Source organism: Corynebacterium sp., from assembly GCF_030532715.1.
Taxonomy (GTDB): domain Bacteria; phylum Actinomycetota; class Actinomycetes; order Mycobacteriales; family Mycobacteriaceae; genus Corynebacterium.
Genome location: NZ_JAUNKO010000005.1, coordinates 86,755 through 104,765, shown reverse-complemented (window position 1 = coordinate 104,765; position 18,011 = coordinate 86,755). Strand labels below are relative to the sequence as shown.

The following is an 18,011-nucleotide window of genomic DNA, read 5'->3' as shown; positions in this document are numbered from 1 at the left end:
ACTATAAGCTCCTGTCCCGATTCGATGGAGGTACAACGTTCATGAGCAAGAAGAAGGCAGAGACGCCCGCCGAAAGCGCGAAAACTGATTCGGAAAAGGTGGACGTGAAGCCTCCGAAGGACGGCGGCACCAAATCTGCGACAGCCTCGAAGAAAGCGTCGAAAGCTCAGCCTGCAGCACCCGCAGGTTTCCGTATTGAAGAGGACCTGCTGGGCAAGATGGAAGTCCCAGACGACGCTTACTACGGTGTGCACACGCTGCGCGCGATGGAAAACTACCAAATTTCCCGCACGACCATTAACCAGGTGCCGGAGTTTATTCGCGGCATGGTGCAGGTGAAAAAGGCGTGCGCGTTGGCAAACCGCAGGCTGCACACGCTGCCCGCCCATAAGTGCGAAGCGATCGTGTGGGCGTGTGACCAGATTCTGGAGCATGGCCGGTGCATGGACCAGTTCCCGATCGACGTCTTCCAGGGCGGCGCGGGCACCAGTTTGAACATGAACACCAACGAGGTGGTTGCAAACCTGGCGCTCGAATACTTGGGTGAGCCAAAGGGCGCGTACCACGTGATTAACCCGAACGATGACGTAAACATGAGCCAGTCCACTAATGACGCGTATCCGACTGGCTTCCGCTTGGGTATTTACGCCGCGCTCCAAGAGCTCATTGTGCGTTTCGACGCCCTGCAATCCGCGTTTAACGCCAAGGGCAACGAGTTCATGGACATTTTGAAGATGGGCCGAACCCAACTTCAAGATGCTGTTCCGATGACCCTGGGGGAGGAGTTTCTAGCATTCGCGCACAACTTGGCGGAAGAACAGGCCATCTTGCGTATGTCTGCAAACCGCCTGTTGGAAATCAACCTGGGCGCGACAGCGATTGGTACCGGCGTCAACACCCCGGCGGGCTACCGCCACCAGGTCACCGCCACCTTGTCAGAGGTTACCGGTCTGGAAATGAAATCAGCGCGTGACCTCATCGAAGCCACCTCCGATACTGGGGCATATGTACTAGCGCACGGTGCGGTGAAACGTGCCGCAATGAAACTGTCCAAGATTTGTAACGACCTGCGCTTGCTGTCCTCCGGCCCGCGCGCCGGCCTCAACGAAATCAACTTGCCTCCGCGTGCCGCTGGTTCGTCAATCATGCCGGCCAAGGTGAATCCGGTAATTCCCGAAGTGGTCAACCAGGTGTGCTTCAAGGTGTTCGGCAACGATCTGACCGTCACCATGGCGGCCGAGGCTGGGCAGCTTCAGCTGAACGTGATGGAACCAGTGATCGGGGAGGCGTTGTTCCAATCCATTCGGTTCCTTGGCAACGCGGCGGAAACCCTCCGCACCAAGTGCGTCGAAGGCATCACGGCCAACCCAGAGGTGTGCCGCCAATACGTGGAAAACTCTATTGGCATCGTCACCTACCTCAATCCATTCATCGGCCACCACAACGGTGACCTGATTGGCAAGGAAGCTGCCGAAACCGGCAAGTCCGTGCGCGAATTGGTGTTGGAAAAGGGCTTGATGGACGCCAAAACACTAGACCAAGTGCTGTCAAAGGAAAACCTGATGCACCCAGTGTTCCGCGGAAAACTTTACTTAGAAGATTAACTCTTCAAAGGGGCTCCAACCGGAGCCCCTTTTTTCGTCCTACCTTTAATCGGAAGGAGGGCCATGGGGACAGTGCGTTGATGTTGCTTATTCAATCGATTCCGTTGTAGGAGTAACTGTGTTCCTCATTGTCTGTATCGCCATCGTCATTGGGGCGATCGTTTTGGGTGCGCAGCTCGGTTCCGTAGCCATCGGCTTCGCCGGCGGCTTGGGCGTGCTGTTGCTCGGCCTTATTGGAGTTCCCGTCACCCGAGAAGACATTCCCTTTGATGTTATTGGCATCATTATGACCGTCATCGCGGCGATTGCCGCGATGCAACGCGCCGGCGGTATGGACTATTTAGTCCACGTCGCAGAGCGTGTGCTGCGGAAAAATCCGCGGCAAGTGACCTACCTCGCCCCGTTGGTAACGTACCTGATGACACTGTTCGCAGGCACCGGCCACACCGCTTTTTCCACCTTGCCGGTGATTGCGGAGGTGGCGAAAGAAGGCCACGTTCGGCCGTCGCGGCCGTTGTCAATCGCGGTGGTGGCTTCGCAGCTCGCGATCACCGCGTCACCAATTTCCGCCGCCGTAGTGTTTATGGCATCCATTATGGAACCGCTGGGGGTGAGCTACCTGCAATTGCTGGCGGTAGTGATTCCCGCAACGTTTTTGGCTATTTTCCCGACGGCGTTGGTGACCAACCGGTTGGGCAAAGAACTCGACGATGATCCGATTTACCAAGATCGCCTCGCGCGGGGCTTGGTGCAGCCACCCAAAGGGTCCGACTACGTACCCACAAAGACCGCCCGTAACTCCGTGTGGATCTTCCTCATCGCCATTGTCGTGGTCATGTGCTACGCCACCGCAATCTCCGAACAGGTCGGTTTGATTGCGGAGCCAACGCTGCCCCGAAACGAAGCGATCATGTCCATCATGTTGGCCACGGCGACGATCATCACCATTATGTGCCGCATTCCAGCAGCCGAGATCGCCGGTACGCAAGTATTCAAATCCGGCATGTCGGCGTGCGTGTGTGTGATGGGTGTGGCTTGGCTGGGCACCACGATCATCAATGCCTACATCGAGGACATTAAAACCCTGTCCGGTAATGTCCTGCAAACCTATCCGTGGATGCTTGCCGTGGTGCTGTTCCTCGCGGCAGCGCTGCTGTACTCGCAGGCCGCCACGGCGAAGGCGCTGCTGCCAGCTGCCCTGGCAGTTGGGGTGTCTCCATTGACGGCGGTAGCGTCGTTCGCTGCGGTGTCGTCACTGTTCGTCCTGCCCACCTATCCCACACTGCTGGCGGCGGTGGAAATGGATGACACCGGTTCCACACGCATTGGCAAATTCGTGTTCAACCATTCGTTCATTATTCCCGGCACCCTGTGCATCGCGCTCGCCGTGGTGTTTGGGTTCCTGTTTGGCTCAGTCATGCTTTAGGCCAACCACGACTACGGGCCACGCGGTGCATACCGGGGTGGCCCGCAGCTTGAAAATCATTCCTCTCGTGCTTTCAGCCCAGCCACCAAGTCTTGCTTGTTCACCTGGCTTCGGGCATTGCCCCACACGATGGCAATCACAACCAAGGCGGCGACGATAGCAACCGCATAGCTTATCTCGGTAACTTGCGCCTGGAACAGCATCGAGTCATTTGAAAACAGTGACGTGAGGTAAATGGTGAGCACATAGCCACCGATCAGCCCGATAGGCAGCGCTAAGAAAAACTGCGACGCAAGTTCCTTGAGGTACGCCTTCAAAATGTCTCCGCGGGAATAGCCCATCACCTGCAGCACAATGAACTCATATTGCCTGGCCAGCAGCGTGATCGAAGAGATTGAATAGAGGGTGGCAATGCCCAACACGATGGAAAATACCACCAGCAGCGTGGTGTACACCCCGAAGGTGTCGGTGAGTTTTTGGTAGCTGGTTTTATCGTCGGTGATGGAACTGACGGAAAGGACGTCGTCCTCCTGCTCCAGCTTCTTTATTGTCGCATCCACATTCGTATCCGATTGCGCGTATACCGTGTTGTATACCGGTTCGTCTAAGTTCAGCGTGTTTCGCGCGGTGTCGAACGTCAGCGCCACGGTAAACCCGAGGTTTTGGTTGGATAAATCGGACACTGTTGCGGTCCCCGACACGAGCCGACTCGGCGTGGAAATCTCAATTTCGTCGCCAATATTCACGCCAAGTTTTTCGGCATAATACTTCGGAAGCACCACGCCGCTACCCAATTCCACTGGGTCGCCGGCTTCAGTGGTGAGGTTGTGCATGCGTATAGGATCATCGGCAATCAACAGTGGGAGATCTTCCACGCGATCGCCCGCCTCCAGTGTCGCGGAGGTGACGAGCGCGCGCTCATAGGCGTCGAGGGGGACGTTTTCCGTGAACTTCGGCTGCTGCTCATACGGCGTGGGCGGCATATTCACCGACAGGTCGTAGCGGGCCACGGTGTCGTAATAATTGGAGGTGACGTACCGGAACGAATCCCGAAAACCCAACGACATGACCGTGAGCATGAGCAGCGCAATCATGCCGCACACCATGGCCACAAACCGCCCTTTGTTGCGCAGCGTCGCCTTCGCCGCGTACCGAGAGTTAAAGGACATGCGTCGCCACAACCACAGCCGCTGCAGCAGAATATCCTTGCCTTGCTGCGGTGGTTCCGCGTGCATGGCTTCCGCCGGCCGGATCATGACGATGCGCCCCACCGCAAAAAGTGTGGATACGACACAAACGAAGACTGCGATTGCGGACGGCACCACCAAATTGTCAATGGAGCCGTCAAAATCCAAGAATGGCGCCGACAGCACCGAATCGAAGTTGCCGATCACCCACGGCCCCGCAACCTGTGCGAACAAAAACCCGAGCACCGAGCCGACGAGCGCAACGGCCACAGCCGAATACACGTACAGTCGCATCACTTCCCACGAGCCGCACCCCATGGCTTTCAGAATGCCAATCTGCCGCCTATCGCGCAGCACATTTCGCCGCTGCCCCACAAAAATAACAATCGCCGCAATAATCAAAAACACAAGCGGAAACACGTACGCCATCAGGCCGAAGTGCTCCACGTCCGACTTGAACGCGTTGTAGCTGTAAATGTCGGGCCGTTTGGTTACATCACGCACCTTCTCACCGAGGGTTTCCGCGATCTGATCGTCCAAATGGTGCGTATCGACGCCCTCGTGGTACCGCACCGCAACCTCGCTCAGCGGCAATTCGTGGCGGGTCATAAACTTCGTATCCACGTATAGCATCCCGAAGTCCTTCGGATCCGCAATCGGTTGGGTGGCGCTTTGCTTAAGGTACAAATCCTCCGGGGTGGTGGCGAAACCCGTGACCGTGCAGGAATCCTTGAAGCGCTTGTGGGAAAACTCGATACGGTCCCCAACGCGCAGCTGGTTGGCTTCCGCGTACTTTTCCGTGATCAGGCACTCATCAACACTGCGCGGGGCGTCCCCGTGGTAAATATACGGCTTGTTTGCCCGCGGGCTGCTCGTATCGTAGGACAATAACCGCAGGGTGTGATCACCGCGTTTCGTGTCGACGACGGCACGCCGCTGCACCGCCTGCACGCCTGGCAGTTCGGCGACCCGCCGCTCATCCTCGGCGTCGAAATCACCGCCGGATATCAGCAGATCGGGCAGTGCGTATTGATGAAAAAACTCATTCGAGCTATTTTCGTAATTCACCGAGGACGTCTTAATGGTGACGTAAAACCCGATGCCCACCGCAATAATGATGACCAGCCCCAGCAACGATCGCGCCTGCCGCACGGTCTGGCGCAGCATGTTCTTGGTGGGTGCTTTCACTACCAACTCACCTCATCCGGATCCAACGGGGCATTGTTTTCCGTAATGTCAATGATCTTGCCGCTACGCATCGTCAACACAAGGTCAGCGATCTTCGCAATATCCTGGTTGTGCGTGATCACAATGATGGAGGCGTCCTCCTGTTGGTGCACCTGGTGGAGGACCTTCAACACCATAATGCCCGTCTTAAAATCCAACGCCCCAGTCGGTTCGTCGCACAACAGCACCGCAGGCTTTTTCGCCAATCCGCGGGCAATGGACACGCGCTGTTGCTGTCCGCCCGACAATTGGGCAGGGTAGTGGTCCAACCGATCACCCAACCCCACCTTCTCTAAAGCCTCAACCGCATAGGCGCGCGGGATGCCCGCAATTTCGGTAGAAAACTCCACATTTTCCTTCGCGGTAAGATCCGACAAAAGATTATACGACTGAAAAACAAAACCCACTTCATTTTTCCGGAATTTAGTTAACTGTTTCGCAGAATAATGGGAAATATCCTTGCCGCGAAACAACAATTTACCCGACGTTGGGGTATCCATCCCTCCCAACATATTCAATAGCGTACTTTTCCCGGATCCGCTAGCTCCAAGCACAACAATAAATTTACCTGCAGGAATGTCCACAGTAACGTCGTCGAGTGCGTGCACCTCCGCAGGTGGCTCGCCATAGGTTTTCGTAACATTTTGCAACGAGTAAAGCACAGTATTTCCTTTTGCAATTCACTGAGAGATGGCGGGGGATATTTCTACGCTATTTCCTCTGCCATTGAAAAGCAATAGGCACATACGGTACCTAACACACAAACGAATTCAGCCCGCAAAATCACAATCGCCACCGCCATCACAAACGTGATCGAAGGGCACGCCGGGGGTGCAAACTGAGTGAACTAGCGCCGACATAGCAATCACAACACCGTTCGATCGAGATAAAGGAACTCAGTTTTCCGAACCTCATTCATGCAGGTAAAAGGCGCAATCCCATCACGTAGCAGGGAAACATCCCAACACTTGGACGAACCGATAAAGGTGAGTAAACTGAGTGATATTAGAAAACTGACACGGTGGGCGCTGATGCTTCGTAGAAGGGAAGATACGACGATGACTAATCCTTTTGATCCCCACATAGGTGCCATTCCGGCAGCCCGCGCCCTCGGCCCATGGGGTGGCGTGTTTGAATCCGCCGATGCGCGATTGTTGGTCGGTTTTGAAGGGAGCGGAAAAACTGTCGCCCTCGACACCATTGAGCAGCAGGCACGAGGCCGGAATTGGGCGGTGATCGCGGAAAACGCCACTGCAGGGCTCGTAACTAGGTTGCGCGATGAGCACCTTCCCGCGCTCATGAAGGCGCTGGGAGTTGGGTCCACCAATCGAAGGGTTGTTGGAGTTTCGGCGCCGCAGCTTTTAGGGCCGGGGCGGCAGGAAGCGGCGTCGCAAAGCGAACTGGTACGCAACCTCAAACTCGTTGCCGAATCTCTTGCGGCACATGACAGCGGACTATTGGTAACGGTTGATGACGTCACAGCGGCGGGGATGGCGGAAATACACGACCTAATTGCCGCGGTTTCCCCATTATTCACGGACAGGCACAAGGTGCGTGTCGTGGCCACAATGACGCCGGTGGAATACGGAAAAGCACTGGAACACGGCGAACAATTCACCGGTGTTACGGTCGAATGGTTTACCGCTTTAACCGATCAAGCGGTGCGCGAGTTGTTTGAATCAACTGAATTAGTATGGGAGGAACAAGCGCTCACCATGGCCGTCGCTGCCACGCGCGGATACCCGTTATTAGTGCAACTTATTGGGCACTATTGTTGGAACGCTGTCGAGGGTGCTGGCACTATACAATCCACACATGTAGAAGCTGCCAGTGTGGACGCACTACGGAAATTTAGCAGCACAATATTGCATCCGCTGTGCGCCGAATTATCCGGGCTAGATGTGGCGTTTTTATCGGCGGTTGCGGCAGGCGACGAGGCGGTAAAAATCGCGGACATTGCAGCGCGCATGCAACGGTCCGCTGACACCGTGGCGCAATACCGGCGCCGGCTGGCAAACCGCGGGTATATCACCATGGTGCGGCTAGGTTGGGTTGACCTCGCACTTCCCGGTCTGCGCGAATATTTTCGCTCGTGCAGTTAGTCAGCTGTGCTGCCAGGCCAGCCAGGGTAGGCAGGGGGAGTGCCACCGAACTCGGGGCAGAGTTGCTGGTGCGGGCACCACCCGCATAGCTTTGACGTTCGAGTGCGGAATACACCACTTTTGCCGTCGCCTTCAATTTTGGACCAGAGGTCGCCCAAGTCGCGCTCAAAAAACTCGAGTTCTTCACGGGACGGGGTGAGAAACATTGAATCGATAACCTTGAGGTACATGAGCCGCAATTGCGTAGGGATGACCTCAAACAGGCGCCAATACACCAGCGCGTAAAAGCGCATTTGAAAATGGGCTTGCTGGCTGTAACGGGGCAGTGGCTTTTTCCCCGTTTTATAGTCCACAACCCGTACTTCGCCGGTAGGGGCGATATCTACGCGGTCAATGAAGCCGCGCACCGGTACCCCGTTGGGGAGAACGGTATCTACGTACATTTCGCATTCGTGAGCGTCAAAACCCTGTGGATTTTCCATCTCGAAATAGCCGCGCAACAGGCTCCGGCACTCAACCAGGAAATCGTAGAGTTCGGCCGCCGGGACAAGCTCCTGTAACTCACCATCCTCTTCGCACATACGTGCCCATTGTGGTTTGAGGCGTTTTACGGCGGCAGGGTACAAGCGCTGCTCACGCGGCAGGCCATGCATCTCCTCCAACACTGCATGCACGAGCGTACCTTTGACTTGGGCTACGGTCTTTGGCTCCGGCAACCGATCAATAGCGCGAAACCGGTACAACAATGGGCATTGCTGGTAATCCCCGGCGCGCGACGGGGAGAGGGCGAGAGGTCGAGGCTGGTTCACGCTACTACACTGTACCGGCCCGACCTCACCGCGAGCCGCTACATCGCCCCGGCGCGGGCGGCGGCAATCAACCCAGCGACCGTCTCGCGCAAACTATCAGGCATGTCACGGTCCTCAACGTCAAGGAAACCACGGACAATGAGGTCACGCGCAGCGTCCTCATCGAGACCAGTGGACATCAAGTACTCCAAACGATCCGAATCCACCATCCCCACGCTCGCCTCGTGGGACAATTGGGCGGTGTCGGTCGCGGCTACCAGCGCGGGCACCGATGTAATCGTGCCGAGCGGAGAAATCATCAACCCGTCACACTGCAGGAAACCACTGGAGCCGGCGCCTCGGCCAACCAGCGTGGTTTCATTGTCGATGTCACCACCATCGGAGACCATCCGGGCGACCTGTTCGCAGCGCGCACCGTCACCTTGAAGCTCAACGGTGGAGCGCATAGTTCGGTGCGTGCCATGTGGGGCGAAAGCAATGGAATGGTTCGTATCCACCGCGTCATCGTCCAGCACGGTTGTAGAGATGTCCGTATGGCTCCTAATCGCGTTCACCGCCACGGAAATCGTACTGCACACGGCACCCGCGCCAACCTTGGTGCCGCTATAGGAGTGCACATCCATGTGCGCACCCCAGCGTTCCACATCCAGCGACCGCACCCGCGCATTCGGGTGGATGAACGTTTCTGAGACTGACACATGGGTGCCGTGCGTCATCTGCTCGGTTACCGCAGCACCAGAAATGGAATCCACGACAGCGCCTTCACCAATCACGGTGACATCGTGCATGAATTGGCGTTCCTGCGGGACCGTCATCAACGTGAAAGATTGCAGCGGCTTGTCCAACACAGCGTGATCGTGCACCCAGGTAAACGTGCCGAGCGGACGGCGCGTAGATTCGAAGGCGCGGCGCAGCACCTCATCGCTGGTGGGGTCCACGAGAGAGAACATCAGTTCTTGGAGCCACGGGTAGGTAACGAGGGCGTCGGCAAGCGGCATGACTTCAACTTGCCCGTCATGGGTGACCATGTGTTCTACGTGGTGGTCAACCAAGATGGATGTCGCGCTCGCGTTGGCCTCTTCCACATAGCCCACGGTTTTGAGCAAATCAGGGTTGACAGATGTATGGCCCAAACCAGTCACGGGCGTGACGGGGGCTGGTTTCGTGTTCATGATGAACTCGCTTTCACTAGGGGTGGTATCCGTGCGCGCGAATACGTTCGAACAACGTGTGGGGTTCACCTGATTCCACGATGCGGCCATCCACCATGAGGTGCGCTTTTGTAGCGTCAAGGTGATCAAGGATGAACCCGGTATGCGTCACAATCAAAGCGCCTCGCTGGCCGTGGCGACCCGGCTGGGCAAGCAATTGCCGCACCGCGCGCCCAACCACTGCAACATGCTCCAAATCCACCCCGGATTCCGGCTCATCAAACAAACACAGATCCGGTTGCTGCAACAGCAGTTTCATAATCTCCCAGCGCTTCGTTTCTCCACCGGAAAAACCGCAATTCACTTCACGGTCGCGCAAATGCTCAAGCTGCAGGGTTTTCGCGGCGGTGGCCACGGCGGATTGTGCATGCATGGCTTCGGCGAACTGAGCGACAGTAACCCCCGGCATACGCGGTGGCCGTTGAAACGCCATGCCAATGCCAATGTTTGCGCGACCAGTCACGTCGAGGCTAGTAATATCCTCGCCCCGGAGCAGCGCAGTCCCGGCGGTGATTGTAAAAGGGCCGACGCCCATGATTGCTTGCAATAGTGATGACTTTCCGGAGCCGTTCGGCCCGAAAAGGATATGTGTTTCACCTTCGTTGATAGTAAGTGAAACTTCGTGGCAGATTGGGGTTTCGTCGACGGCGACGGAAACCTGCTCCAGCTGCAATAGGGGTGCAACAGACACTGCCGGCCTCCCTTCCGTAGGGTTATCGTATGCCTAAATATTAACGCAATTAACGGTTAAAAAATAGGGCGCGTTGCTTGGCACCTACTGTCAAATTGATAACCATCAAAACGTTGCAGGCATGGCGATAGTATTGCAGTACAAAGTGTACTTTTGGTTGGCTTTTGCGGCTCACACCGTGGCCGGTGAGCACACGGAGCAGAGCACCACCCGAACGCATGCTTTAGTCTTGAAAGTTATGCGTGATTTTTTGGACTTCCTCGATGCTTCCCCGAGCAGTTTCCACGCGGCGCGTGAAGTGGCAAAACTCTTGCCGGGTTTTCGGCAGCACGATGAGACCGAAGAGCTCGAAGCAAACCCTGGCGGGCATTACATTATCCGCGGCGGTGCCATCGTGGCGTGGTGGGTGCCAACCGGAACACCGAACGCTTTTCGCATCGTGGGTTCGCACACCGATTCACCCGGCTTCATGCTCAAACCCGTTCCAGAAGTCCGCCTCGCCGGCTGGCAGCAGGCCCAAGTCGAGGTGTATGGCGGTCCGATACTCGCATCCTGGTTCGACCGAGAATTAGAGTTCGCTGGCCGCATTGTCACCTTCGACGGGGAAGAAAAACTCGTTCGCACGCCGCCGGCGTTCCGCATCCCACATTTGGCAATCCACCTGACGCGGGACAACAACCTCACCCTAGACAAACAGCAGCATATGCAACCGATCTTCGCCGCCTTCGAAGGCGCCGAGAGCATCGCAGACCTTATTGCGCAACATGCAGAGGTAGACCCAAATGAGATTGCCGCTTGGGATTTGATCACGCGCGACACGCAGCCCGCACGTACCTTCGGCGTTGAGGATGCTTGCATCGCGGCGGGCAGGCTGGACAATCTATCTTCCGTGTACGCAAGCGCGAAAGCGTTTGCGGAGGCTACACAACATGCCCACGACCACAACGAAATACTTGTCCTCGCGTGTTTCGATCATGAAGAGATTGGCAGCAACACTGCCAGCGGTGCAGCCGGCCCCTTGCTGCAAGATGTCCTCACCCGCATTGCACATGCGTGCGGTGCGGATACGGAAACACTGCTGCGCATGTACGCCCGTTCGACTTGCGTTTCCGCTGACGCCGCGCACGCCGTGCATCCCAACTACATGGCCAAATACGATCCCGCCTCGGTGGCGCACCTCAACGCTGGGCCGGTGCTGAAAATCAACGCGAACCAGCGCTACGCCACCAACGCCAGTACGAGCGCCATGTGGCTGCGGGCCTGCCGCGCCGCGGACGTGCCGTACCAGAAGTTCGTAAGCCGCAACGACGTCCCATGCGGCAGCACCATCGGCCCCATCACGGCCACCCGCTTGGGTATTTCCACAGTGGATGTGGGTATTCCGCTGCTCTCCATGCACTCCGCCCGCGAGCTCGCAGGGGTGCGCGATATGGAATGGTTTACCCGCGCACTGTACGAGTACTTTGTCGGTTAAACTCACCAACGATCCCTTCGAAGAAAGGTACCCATGGCGTACTCTGGCCCCTTCCAGCCGGGCGACCGCGTTCAACTCACGGACGCAAAGCGCAGGCACTTCACCATTGTCCTCACACCGGGCGAACACTTTTTCACACACAAGGGGGGTATCGCGCACGACGACATTATCGGCCAGCACGAAGGCACGGTGGTGGAGTCTGCGCACGGCGGGCAATACCTGTGTTTCCGCCACCTCCTCGTGGACCATGTACTGTCGATGCCCCGCGGCGCGGCCGTGATTTACCCTAAAGACGCAGCACAGATCCTTGTTGAGGGCGATATTTTCCCCGGCGCTCGAGTGTTGGAGGCGGGCGCCGGCTCCGGCGCGTTGTCCATGTCCCTGCTCCGCGCAATCGGGAAAGACGGCACACTGTTTTCGTACGAAATTCGCCCGGATCACCTCGAATATGCACGCAATAATGTTTGCGAATATTTCGGCGAAATGCCCCCGAATTGGGACCTTCGATTAGGGGATTTCAACGAGGCAACCGTCGCAGGGTTAGGCGGCCCGGTCGACCGCATTATCCTCGACATGCTAGAGCCTTGGGAATGCTTGAACACGGTTTCGAAACTGCTGCAACCGGGCGGGGTGTTTATGACGTACGTCGCCACCGTGCCACAACTGATGAAAGTTATGGAAGGCATTCGCGAACTTCGGTGCTTCACCGAACCGAAAGCGTGGGAATCACTCGTGCGCGAGTGGAAAGTTGATGGCCTAGCAACCCGTCCAGAGCACCGCATGAACGCCCACACCGCGTTTCTGGTGTGGGCACGCCGACTCGCGGATGGTACGGTCGCCCCGCGCCCGCAACGCCGCGCTCGAAAATAACGCTTGGTGTAGCGTAACGCCGACTAAAGGATGTGTATGGAAACCGCAGAACTGCAGCGCCGCATTGACCAATTAGGCGCCCGCAATGTGAAGCTCGCGGAATTGCTGAAAGCCTCTAGGGACAAACTTGCGATTTTGCAGGAGGAACTAGAACAACTAGCAGACCCGCCAAGCACGTATGGCACCTACCTCGAGCCCAGCCAGGGCGGCCGCACCGCGGAAGTATTCACTCTCAATCGACGCATGCGCCTCGTCGTTTCTCCGCTGGTCAACAAATCCCAATTGCAGCCCGGAGTACGCGTACGAATCGGGGAATCTTCCCAGGTAGTGGAGGTTTGCGGCAAGGAGGACGCCGGTGAGCTCGCCGTGATTACGGAATTGTTGGGCGGCCGCGTGCTCGTTGCGGATTCCACGGGGGAGGAGCGCCTCGTGCGGCTCGCTGCGGGCGTGGTTCCCAAGCGCGGCGACACCGTGCTTGTCGACGCCCGCGCCGGCTACGCGTTCGAAGTAATCCCCAAGGCCGAAGTGTCCAAACTATCGCTCGAGGAAGTGCCGAATGTCCGCTATTCCGACATCGGCGGTCTCGACGCGCAAATCGAAGCAATCCACGATGCAGTCGAACTGCCATTCGCACATCCTGAGTTGTATCAGGATTACCAACTGCGGCCGCCTAAAGGCGTGCTGTTGTACGGTCCACCAGGCTGCGGCAAAACGCTTATTGCGAAAGCCGTTGCCCGCTCGTTGGCGGAACGCTCTGGCGATAACGGCAAATCCTATTTCCTTAATGTCAAGGGCCCCGAACTGCTGAACAAATATGTGGGCGAGACGGAGCGGCAAATTCGCGTCATATTCGACCGTGCGCGCGAACTCGCTGAAGAAGGCCGCCCCGTGGTGATATTTTTCGACGAAATGGAGTCCATTTTCCGCACCCGTGGCAGCGGTGTGAGCTCCGATATGGAAACCACTGTCGTGCCGCAATTGCTCACTGAGCTCGACGGCGTGGAAGGGCTCACCAATGTAATTGTGATTGGTGCGACCAACCGGGAGGAACTTATTGATCCCGCGATTCTGCGCCCGGGCCGCTTAGATGTGAAAATCCGTGTGAATCGCCCTGATCGGGCTGGCTCTCGCGATATTTTCGCCCGCTATATTACTGATGCTTTGCCCTTGCATGAACCTGCCGCTGAACTTATCGAAGCTTCCGTGAATGAACTTTTTGCTCATAAGCCATTCGTGGAGCTCACGCTTGTGGACGGCTCGAAAGAGACGCTGCATTACCGCGATTTCGTTTCCGGCGCCATGATCGCCAACATTGTAGACCGCGCGAAAAAGAACGCGATTAAAGACCAAATCCACGGCATCGGCGTCGGCATTACACGCGCGCACCTCATTGCCGCGATTAATGCGGAAAACCGCGAAAACGAGGACCTACCAAACACTTCCTCCCCAGATGAGTGGTCTCGAATTGCTGGGCGCCACGGGCTCCGCGTTGTGGATGCGAAAGTGCTCACAGATCAGGAAGTAGCGTAACCATGGTTCGTTTTTTGGGAACGGAAACCGAATACGGGATTGCCACGCCCACCGACCCCACGGTCAGCCCGATTATCACCTCCACGCACCTTGTGGTGGCGTACGCGGGACACACACAACGAACCCGGTGGGACTTTGCCCCAGAGTCCCCACTCAAGGATTCTCGAGGCTTTGACCTGCGCCGTTACCACCATGTTCCGGTGGTGGACCCACGGGCCTTGGGCGTGGCCAACGTAGTCACTACCGCCGGCGCGCGCTTTTACGTGGACCACGCACACCCGGAATATTCCTCACCCGAAACTACCAATGCGTGGGACGCAATGATTTACGACGCCGCGGGTGACCTTGTCCTCAATGCGGCCGTCGCCGCGGTAGCCGAGTATTCCGCCGCCGGCGAATCCGTATTGGACAATCATCCACCCTGCCCACCGTTGAAGATTTACAAGAACAACGTTGATGGCAAAGGGGCATCCTACGGGGCTCACGAAAACTACTTGTATCACCGCACAACGGATTTTGATGTGCTCGCCCAGGCCCTCATTCCGTTTTTCATTGCCCGCCAAGTAATCACCGGCGCGGGGCGCGTGGGTTTGGGTCAACACGGGGAGGACGCGGGCTATCAAATCAGCCAACGCGCCGACTACATTGAGCAACAAATATCGCTTGAGACAACCCTGAATCGCGGCATTATTAACACTCGTGATGAGTCCCACGCGACGGACGACTTAGCGCGCCTCCACGTGATAATCGGCGACGCAAATATGTCTCAAACTGCAACGTTCCTCAAATTGGGCATGACAAAACTCGTCATTGACGCTGTGGAGCGGGGAGTGGATTTTTCTGACCTCACCGTCACCGCCCCCGTCGCTGAAGTTTCGCGCGTTTCCTGGGACCTGACCTGCACCCACCGCATCGCGCTTGTTGACGGCCGCGCCCTCACCGCAATCGAAATCCTGCGCGAATACCACTCCCGTGTTACCGCCACCGATCCGGTGGACGAACAGGTGCTCAAACTCTGGAGCCACGTCATGGAATTGTTGGCGGCTGATCCGCTGAGCACCGCCCACATGCTGGACTGGACGGCGAAACTGGCGCTGCTACGTGGCTACGAGCAGCGTGGCGTGGCTTGGTCGGACCCAAAGATGGCACTCATTGATCTGCAATATTCGGATATCGACCCTACGAAGAGCCTCTACCATGCACTGGTCCGCAAGGGGCGTATGGTTACACTTGCCGATGCGGAAACCATCGCCGCCGCCGCGCACACCCCGCCGACCGACTCGCGGGCGTTTCTGCGGGGTGGCATGATGGATCGCTTCGCAGCGGATATTGCGGCAGCGAACTGGGATTCACTCACACTTACGGATGGGACTGTGATCCCGATGTCGGCACCCGCCGACGCCACCTTCGACCATGTTGGCGAGCTGATCAAGCAGGCGGCCTCGGCGGCTGACGTCGCTGCGGCACTGGCGCGGCGTCGACAAGCGGGCGACGTTTAGGAGCTACCAGCAAACGGGGACACGAGCCACCGAAGCCGCTTACCCCAGCCCGTGTCATGGGGCGTGGCGTGCTCGGCGGCCTGATTCGCTTGGTCGGCAGATCGTTTCGCCTCGTCCGCGGCTTTCCGCGCCTGTTCGGCAATTCTTTCGGCCTCCGCGAGGGTTTCGCTTGCGCGTTGATTGTCACGCTCCGCCTGCTTAAGATGCTCTTCGGCCTGCGCAGCGGCCCGTTCCGCGCGTTGCGAAGCCTGTTCCGCCTTGGTGACCAACGCTTGAAGCTCGGCGAGTTTTTCGGCATGTTCACGCGCCGCTTCGGCCTGTTGTTGCGCTTGCTCCGCCGCAGCTTTTGCCTCTTCAGCAGCGTTTTTAGCTTGTTCGGCGAAGTCCTTCCCGGTGTCTGCGGGCGGCAACACTTGTTGCTCTTCGGTGGTGTCCTCGCTATTGCTATTCCCGGGCTCGGCCGCCTGGCCGGCCATGGTGTATCGCCCAAGTGTGGTGTCGAGCTGTTGCACTGCCCCTGGTGGGGTCAACCTTTGGAAGCCCACATATTCGTTCCATTCGTCGCTACCCTTCGTGGGTCGACGGTCGATCACATACAGTGAAGAATCCGCACCGAACACCGCGCCATCGTTCAGCAGCGAGGCGGTGTCTTTCATAAACTCACCGAGCGAGGCGCGGCCGGTTTCCCGCATGGTCGTGGGGTCGAGGAACACTGCAACGGAACGATCTTGGCTGACAAACACCGCGTTCCCGTCCGGTACGAAACTCAGTGCGGCAACGCCTTGGGCATCGGGGTGTGCTTGGGCTGGGTGCACGGTGAACTTTCCGTCGCTATACCGTGCAAACCCGATCGTTGACTTGGACGCGGTGTCCACCGACGCAAACGTCGCGTAGATGCCAATATTGCCCGCCGCATCAGTGGTAATGCCGCGGAACGCGCCGCGGCCGCCCCGCATGAACTCACGGAATTCTAGGATGCGGGAAACATTTTCCTCCGCCGCGGCGTCTGGTTTGATATGCAACGGTACGTTCGGTTCGGATTCGCCGTTCGTGTGCACGATGTTGACGTCGTAGAGCGAAATAAACGTACCGTCAGGCAGCGCGCGTAACCCAGCGCCATCGTTGCCGAACGTGGAACCGTAAATTTCACTGGTGTCCTGGGCGGTTGGCACCAATGATGCTGGCGATGGCAACGCAACCACTTGGGTGTTGCCAGCGGCATTGACAATGGTGAGGCGGTAGTTGGGATTGCGGTAGTCGCCCTCGTTGTGCAGGACTGCAACGGCATCTCGGCTGGGGGAGTAGGTGAACCCAGTGGCGCGGCCCATAAACGTGGCAAGATCCGTGGCGGCACCAACACCGGAGTCCGTCACGGTTGCCGTTTTGATGGTGCTTCCCTGCACCCAGTACAGCCGATTCGTGCGCGGGTCGAACGCCGCAGGGGAGTTCGAATTCATGGGTAGGTCTTGCACGAATTTCACCTGCCCGAGGTCACCGCTAATGAGTTGCGCTTTCCCGTCGCTGCCAGCCGTGACGTGCAAGATCGAACCATCGGTGCGGGCGAACACTCGGTTGGAGTTTTCAAATTCAACATCGGTGTGAATCTGGTTGCTGATGTTGTACCCAGTGCGCTCACCGACGTCGAACGTCTCATCAACGGTAAAGGAGAGGGAGTCGAGGAAACCGCCTTCCTCATAGAAATTGCTGAATGCGGCATTTCCGTCCGCCGTGAGTGTGGCCGATACACCGCTGAAGTGCATCGCGCCGCCGCTGGTATTGAAACGCGCTGCGTTCGCGTCCAGGTTACCTATCTGACGCTCCTCGGGACCCGACCATGCTTTCGTGGTGTAGTCCTTGGTGTGGATCGTGGCAAAGAGTTTGCCTTTGCCTGTTGCTGGGTTGAGCACGATCTTCGGGGCGCTGAAGGTGAAATCCAAATCGCAGTTCGGGCGGCGCGTTTCGCCACTGCAGTACTTCATAAAGTTCACTGTGCCGCCATACTGGATGGTCACTTCGCCAGTGTCGGGGTTTTTCTGGGTGGATTGATAGGGCCACAGGTAGGTGTTGTTCGGCCCTTGTTGCGCGCCGTCGAGAATGTGGGTCGCTCCGCTGACATATCGAACAAAGGAGCCGCGGATACCCCACTGCAACGCGGAGGTTTCGGCGGCGACTTTTTGTTCGACGCCCGGCTGGGCTGTGATGCCAAACGTGGAGTTGCCGTCGGCGAGTGCGACCGGCATGCCGGGGCTGAGCAAAGCTACCGAGGTGGTGAGCGCTGCGATGGCGAGGGTGCCGGGGCGAATGCTGCGTCGCAGCCCAGGGTGGTGTGTAGTCACGGGTTCTTCCTTAACGTGAGCAATCTGCCTAGGGAAACACTGGCC

Annotated in this window: 13 protein-coding genes; 7 read left to right on the top strand and 6 right to left on the bottom strand. The window is 57.6% G+C overall.

All coding sequences use genetic code 11. The features are described from left to right. The first annotated feature begins 41 nt into the window (after window positions 1-41). Together aspA and Q4D83_RS09005 are read left to right on the top strand one after the other, a co-directional pair. A complete protein-coding gene (aspA, locus tag Q4D83_RS09010) occupies window positions 42-1,604 on the top strand; it encodes an aspartate ammonia-lyase (RefSeq protein ID WP_303174871.1) in 1,563 nt (520 codons plus the stop codon). Window positions 1,605-1,722: 118 nt separating this feature from the next. Beyond that, the gene (locus Q4D83_RS09005; protein ID WP_303174870.1) at window positions 1,723-3,030 is read left to right on the top strand and encodes an anaerobic C4-dicarboxylate transporter; all 1,308 of its coding nucleotides are present in this window, start codon (window positions 1,723-1,725) and stop codon (window positions 3,028-3,030) included. A gap of 56 nt (window positions 3,031-3,086) precedes the next feature. Here the strand turns inward: Q4D83_RS09005 and Q4D83_RS09000 are convergent, their stop codons facing one another. Together Q4D83_RS09000 and Q4D83_RS08995 are read right to left on the bottom strand one after the other, a co-directional pair. Continuing rightward, window positions 3,087-5,405, bottom strand: coding sequence for an ABC transporter permease (locus tag Q4D83_RS09000; protein WP_303174869.1), 2,319 nt, complete (start codon window positions 5,403-5,405; stop codon window positions 3,087-3,089). Continuing rightward, window positions 5,405-6,052, bottom strand: coding sequence for an ABC transporter ATP-binding protein (locus Q4D83_RS08995; RefSeq protein WP_303175125.1), 648 nt, complete (start codon window positions 6,050-6,052; stop codon window positions 5,405-5,407). The genes Q4D83_RS09000 and Q4D83_RS08995 overlap by 1 nt, the downstream gene beginning before the upstream one ends. A gap of 450 nt (window positions 6,053-6,502) precedes the next feature. Between Q4D83_RS08995 and Q4D83_RS08990 the strand changes: the two genes are divergently transcribed. Next, window positions 6,503-7,546, top strand: coding sequence for a hypothetical protein (locus Q4D83_RS08990; RefSeq protein WP_303174868.1), 1,044 nt, complete (start codon window positions 6,503-6,505; stop codon window positions 7,544-7,546). On the opposite strand, the gene Q4D83_RS08985 is transcribed toward Q4D83_RS08990, so the two are convergent. Genes Q4D83_RS08985 through Q4D83_RS08975 form a run of 3 tightly spaced genes read right to left on the bottom strand, consistent with a single transcriptional unit; the run spans window position 7,543 to window position 10,257 of the window. Further along, window positions 7,543-8,355, bottom strand: coding sequence for a RecB family exonuclease (locus Q4D83_RS08985; protein WP_303174867.1), 813 nt, complete (start codon window positions 8,353-8,355; stop codon window positions 7,543-7,545). The two genes, Q4D83_RS08990 and Q4D83_RS08985, sit on opposite strands and share 4 nt — an antisense overlap. A gap of 38 nt (window positions 8,356-8,393) precedes the next feature. Then, complete coding sequence (locus tag Q4D83_RS08980; RefSeq protein WP_303174866.1) at window positions 8,394-9,527, bottom strand: SufD family Fe-S cluster assembly protein; 1,134 nt, start codon at window positions 9,525-9,527, stop codon at window positions 8,394-8,396. Between the two features lie 16 nt (window positions 9,528-9,543). Beyond that, window positions 9,544-10,257: an ABC transporter ATP-binding protein gene (locus Q4D83_RS08975; RefSeq protein WP_303174865.1), complete on the bottom strand. Its 714-nt coding sequence runs from the start codon at window positions 10,255-10,257 to the stop codon at window positions 9,544-9,546. A gap of 238 nt (window positions 10,258-10,495) precedes the next feature. Between Q4D83_RS08975 and Q4D83_RS08970 the strand changes: the two genes are divergently transcribed. From Q4D83_RS08970 to dop, 4 genes are read left to right on the top strand one after another with little or no spacing between them, the layout of a single operon-like run. Then, window positions 10,496-11,731 (top strand): M18 family aminopeptidase, encoded by a 1,236-nt coding sequence (locus Q4D83_RS08970; RefSeq protein WP_303174863.1) that lies wholly within the window; start codon window positions 10,496-10,498, stop codon window positions 11,729-11,731. Window positions 11,732-11,764: 33 nt separating this feature from the next. After that, window positions 11,765-12,601, top strand: a complete 837-nt coding sequence (locus tag Q4D83_RS08965) for a tRNA (adenine-N1)-methyltransferase (RefSeq protein WP_303174862.1) — start codon at window positions 11,765-11,767, stop codon at window positions 12,599-12,601. 36 nt (window positions 12,602-12,637) lie between these two features. Beyond that, window positions 12,638-14,131, top strand: coding sequence for a proteasome ATPase (gene arc, locus Q4D83_RS08960; RefSeq protein ID WP_303174861.1), 1,494 nt, complete (start codon window positions 12,638-12,640; stop codon window positions 14,129-14,131). A 2-nt stretch (window positions 14,132-14,133) separates the two neighbouring features. Further along, the gene (dop, locus tag Q4D83_RS08955; RefSeq protein WP_303174859.1) at window positions 14,134-15,630 is read left to right on the top strand and encodes a depupylase/deamidase Dop; all 1,497 of its coding nucleotides are present in this window, start codon (window positions 14,134-14,136) and stop codon (window positions 15,628-15,630) included. Here dop and Q4D83_RS08950 read toward each other — a convergent pair. Next, window positions 15,627-17,966 carry an HtaA domain-containing protein gene (locus Q4D83_RS08950; protein ID WP_303174857.1) on the bottom strand — a complete coding sequence of 780 codons (2,340 nt, stop codon included), beginning with the start codon at window positions 17,964-17,966 and terminating at the stop codon, window positions 15,627-15,629. The genes dop and Q4D83_RS08950 overlap by 4 nt on opposite strands. Window positions 17,967-18,011 lie beyond the last annotated feature (45 nt).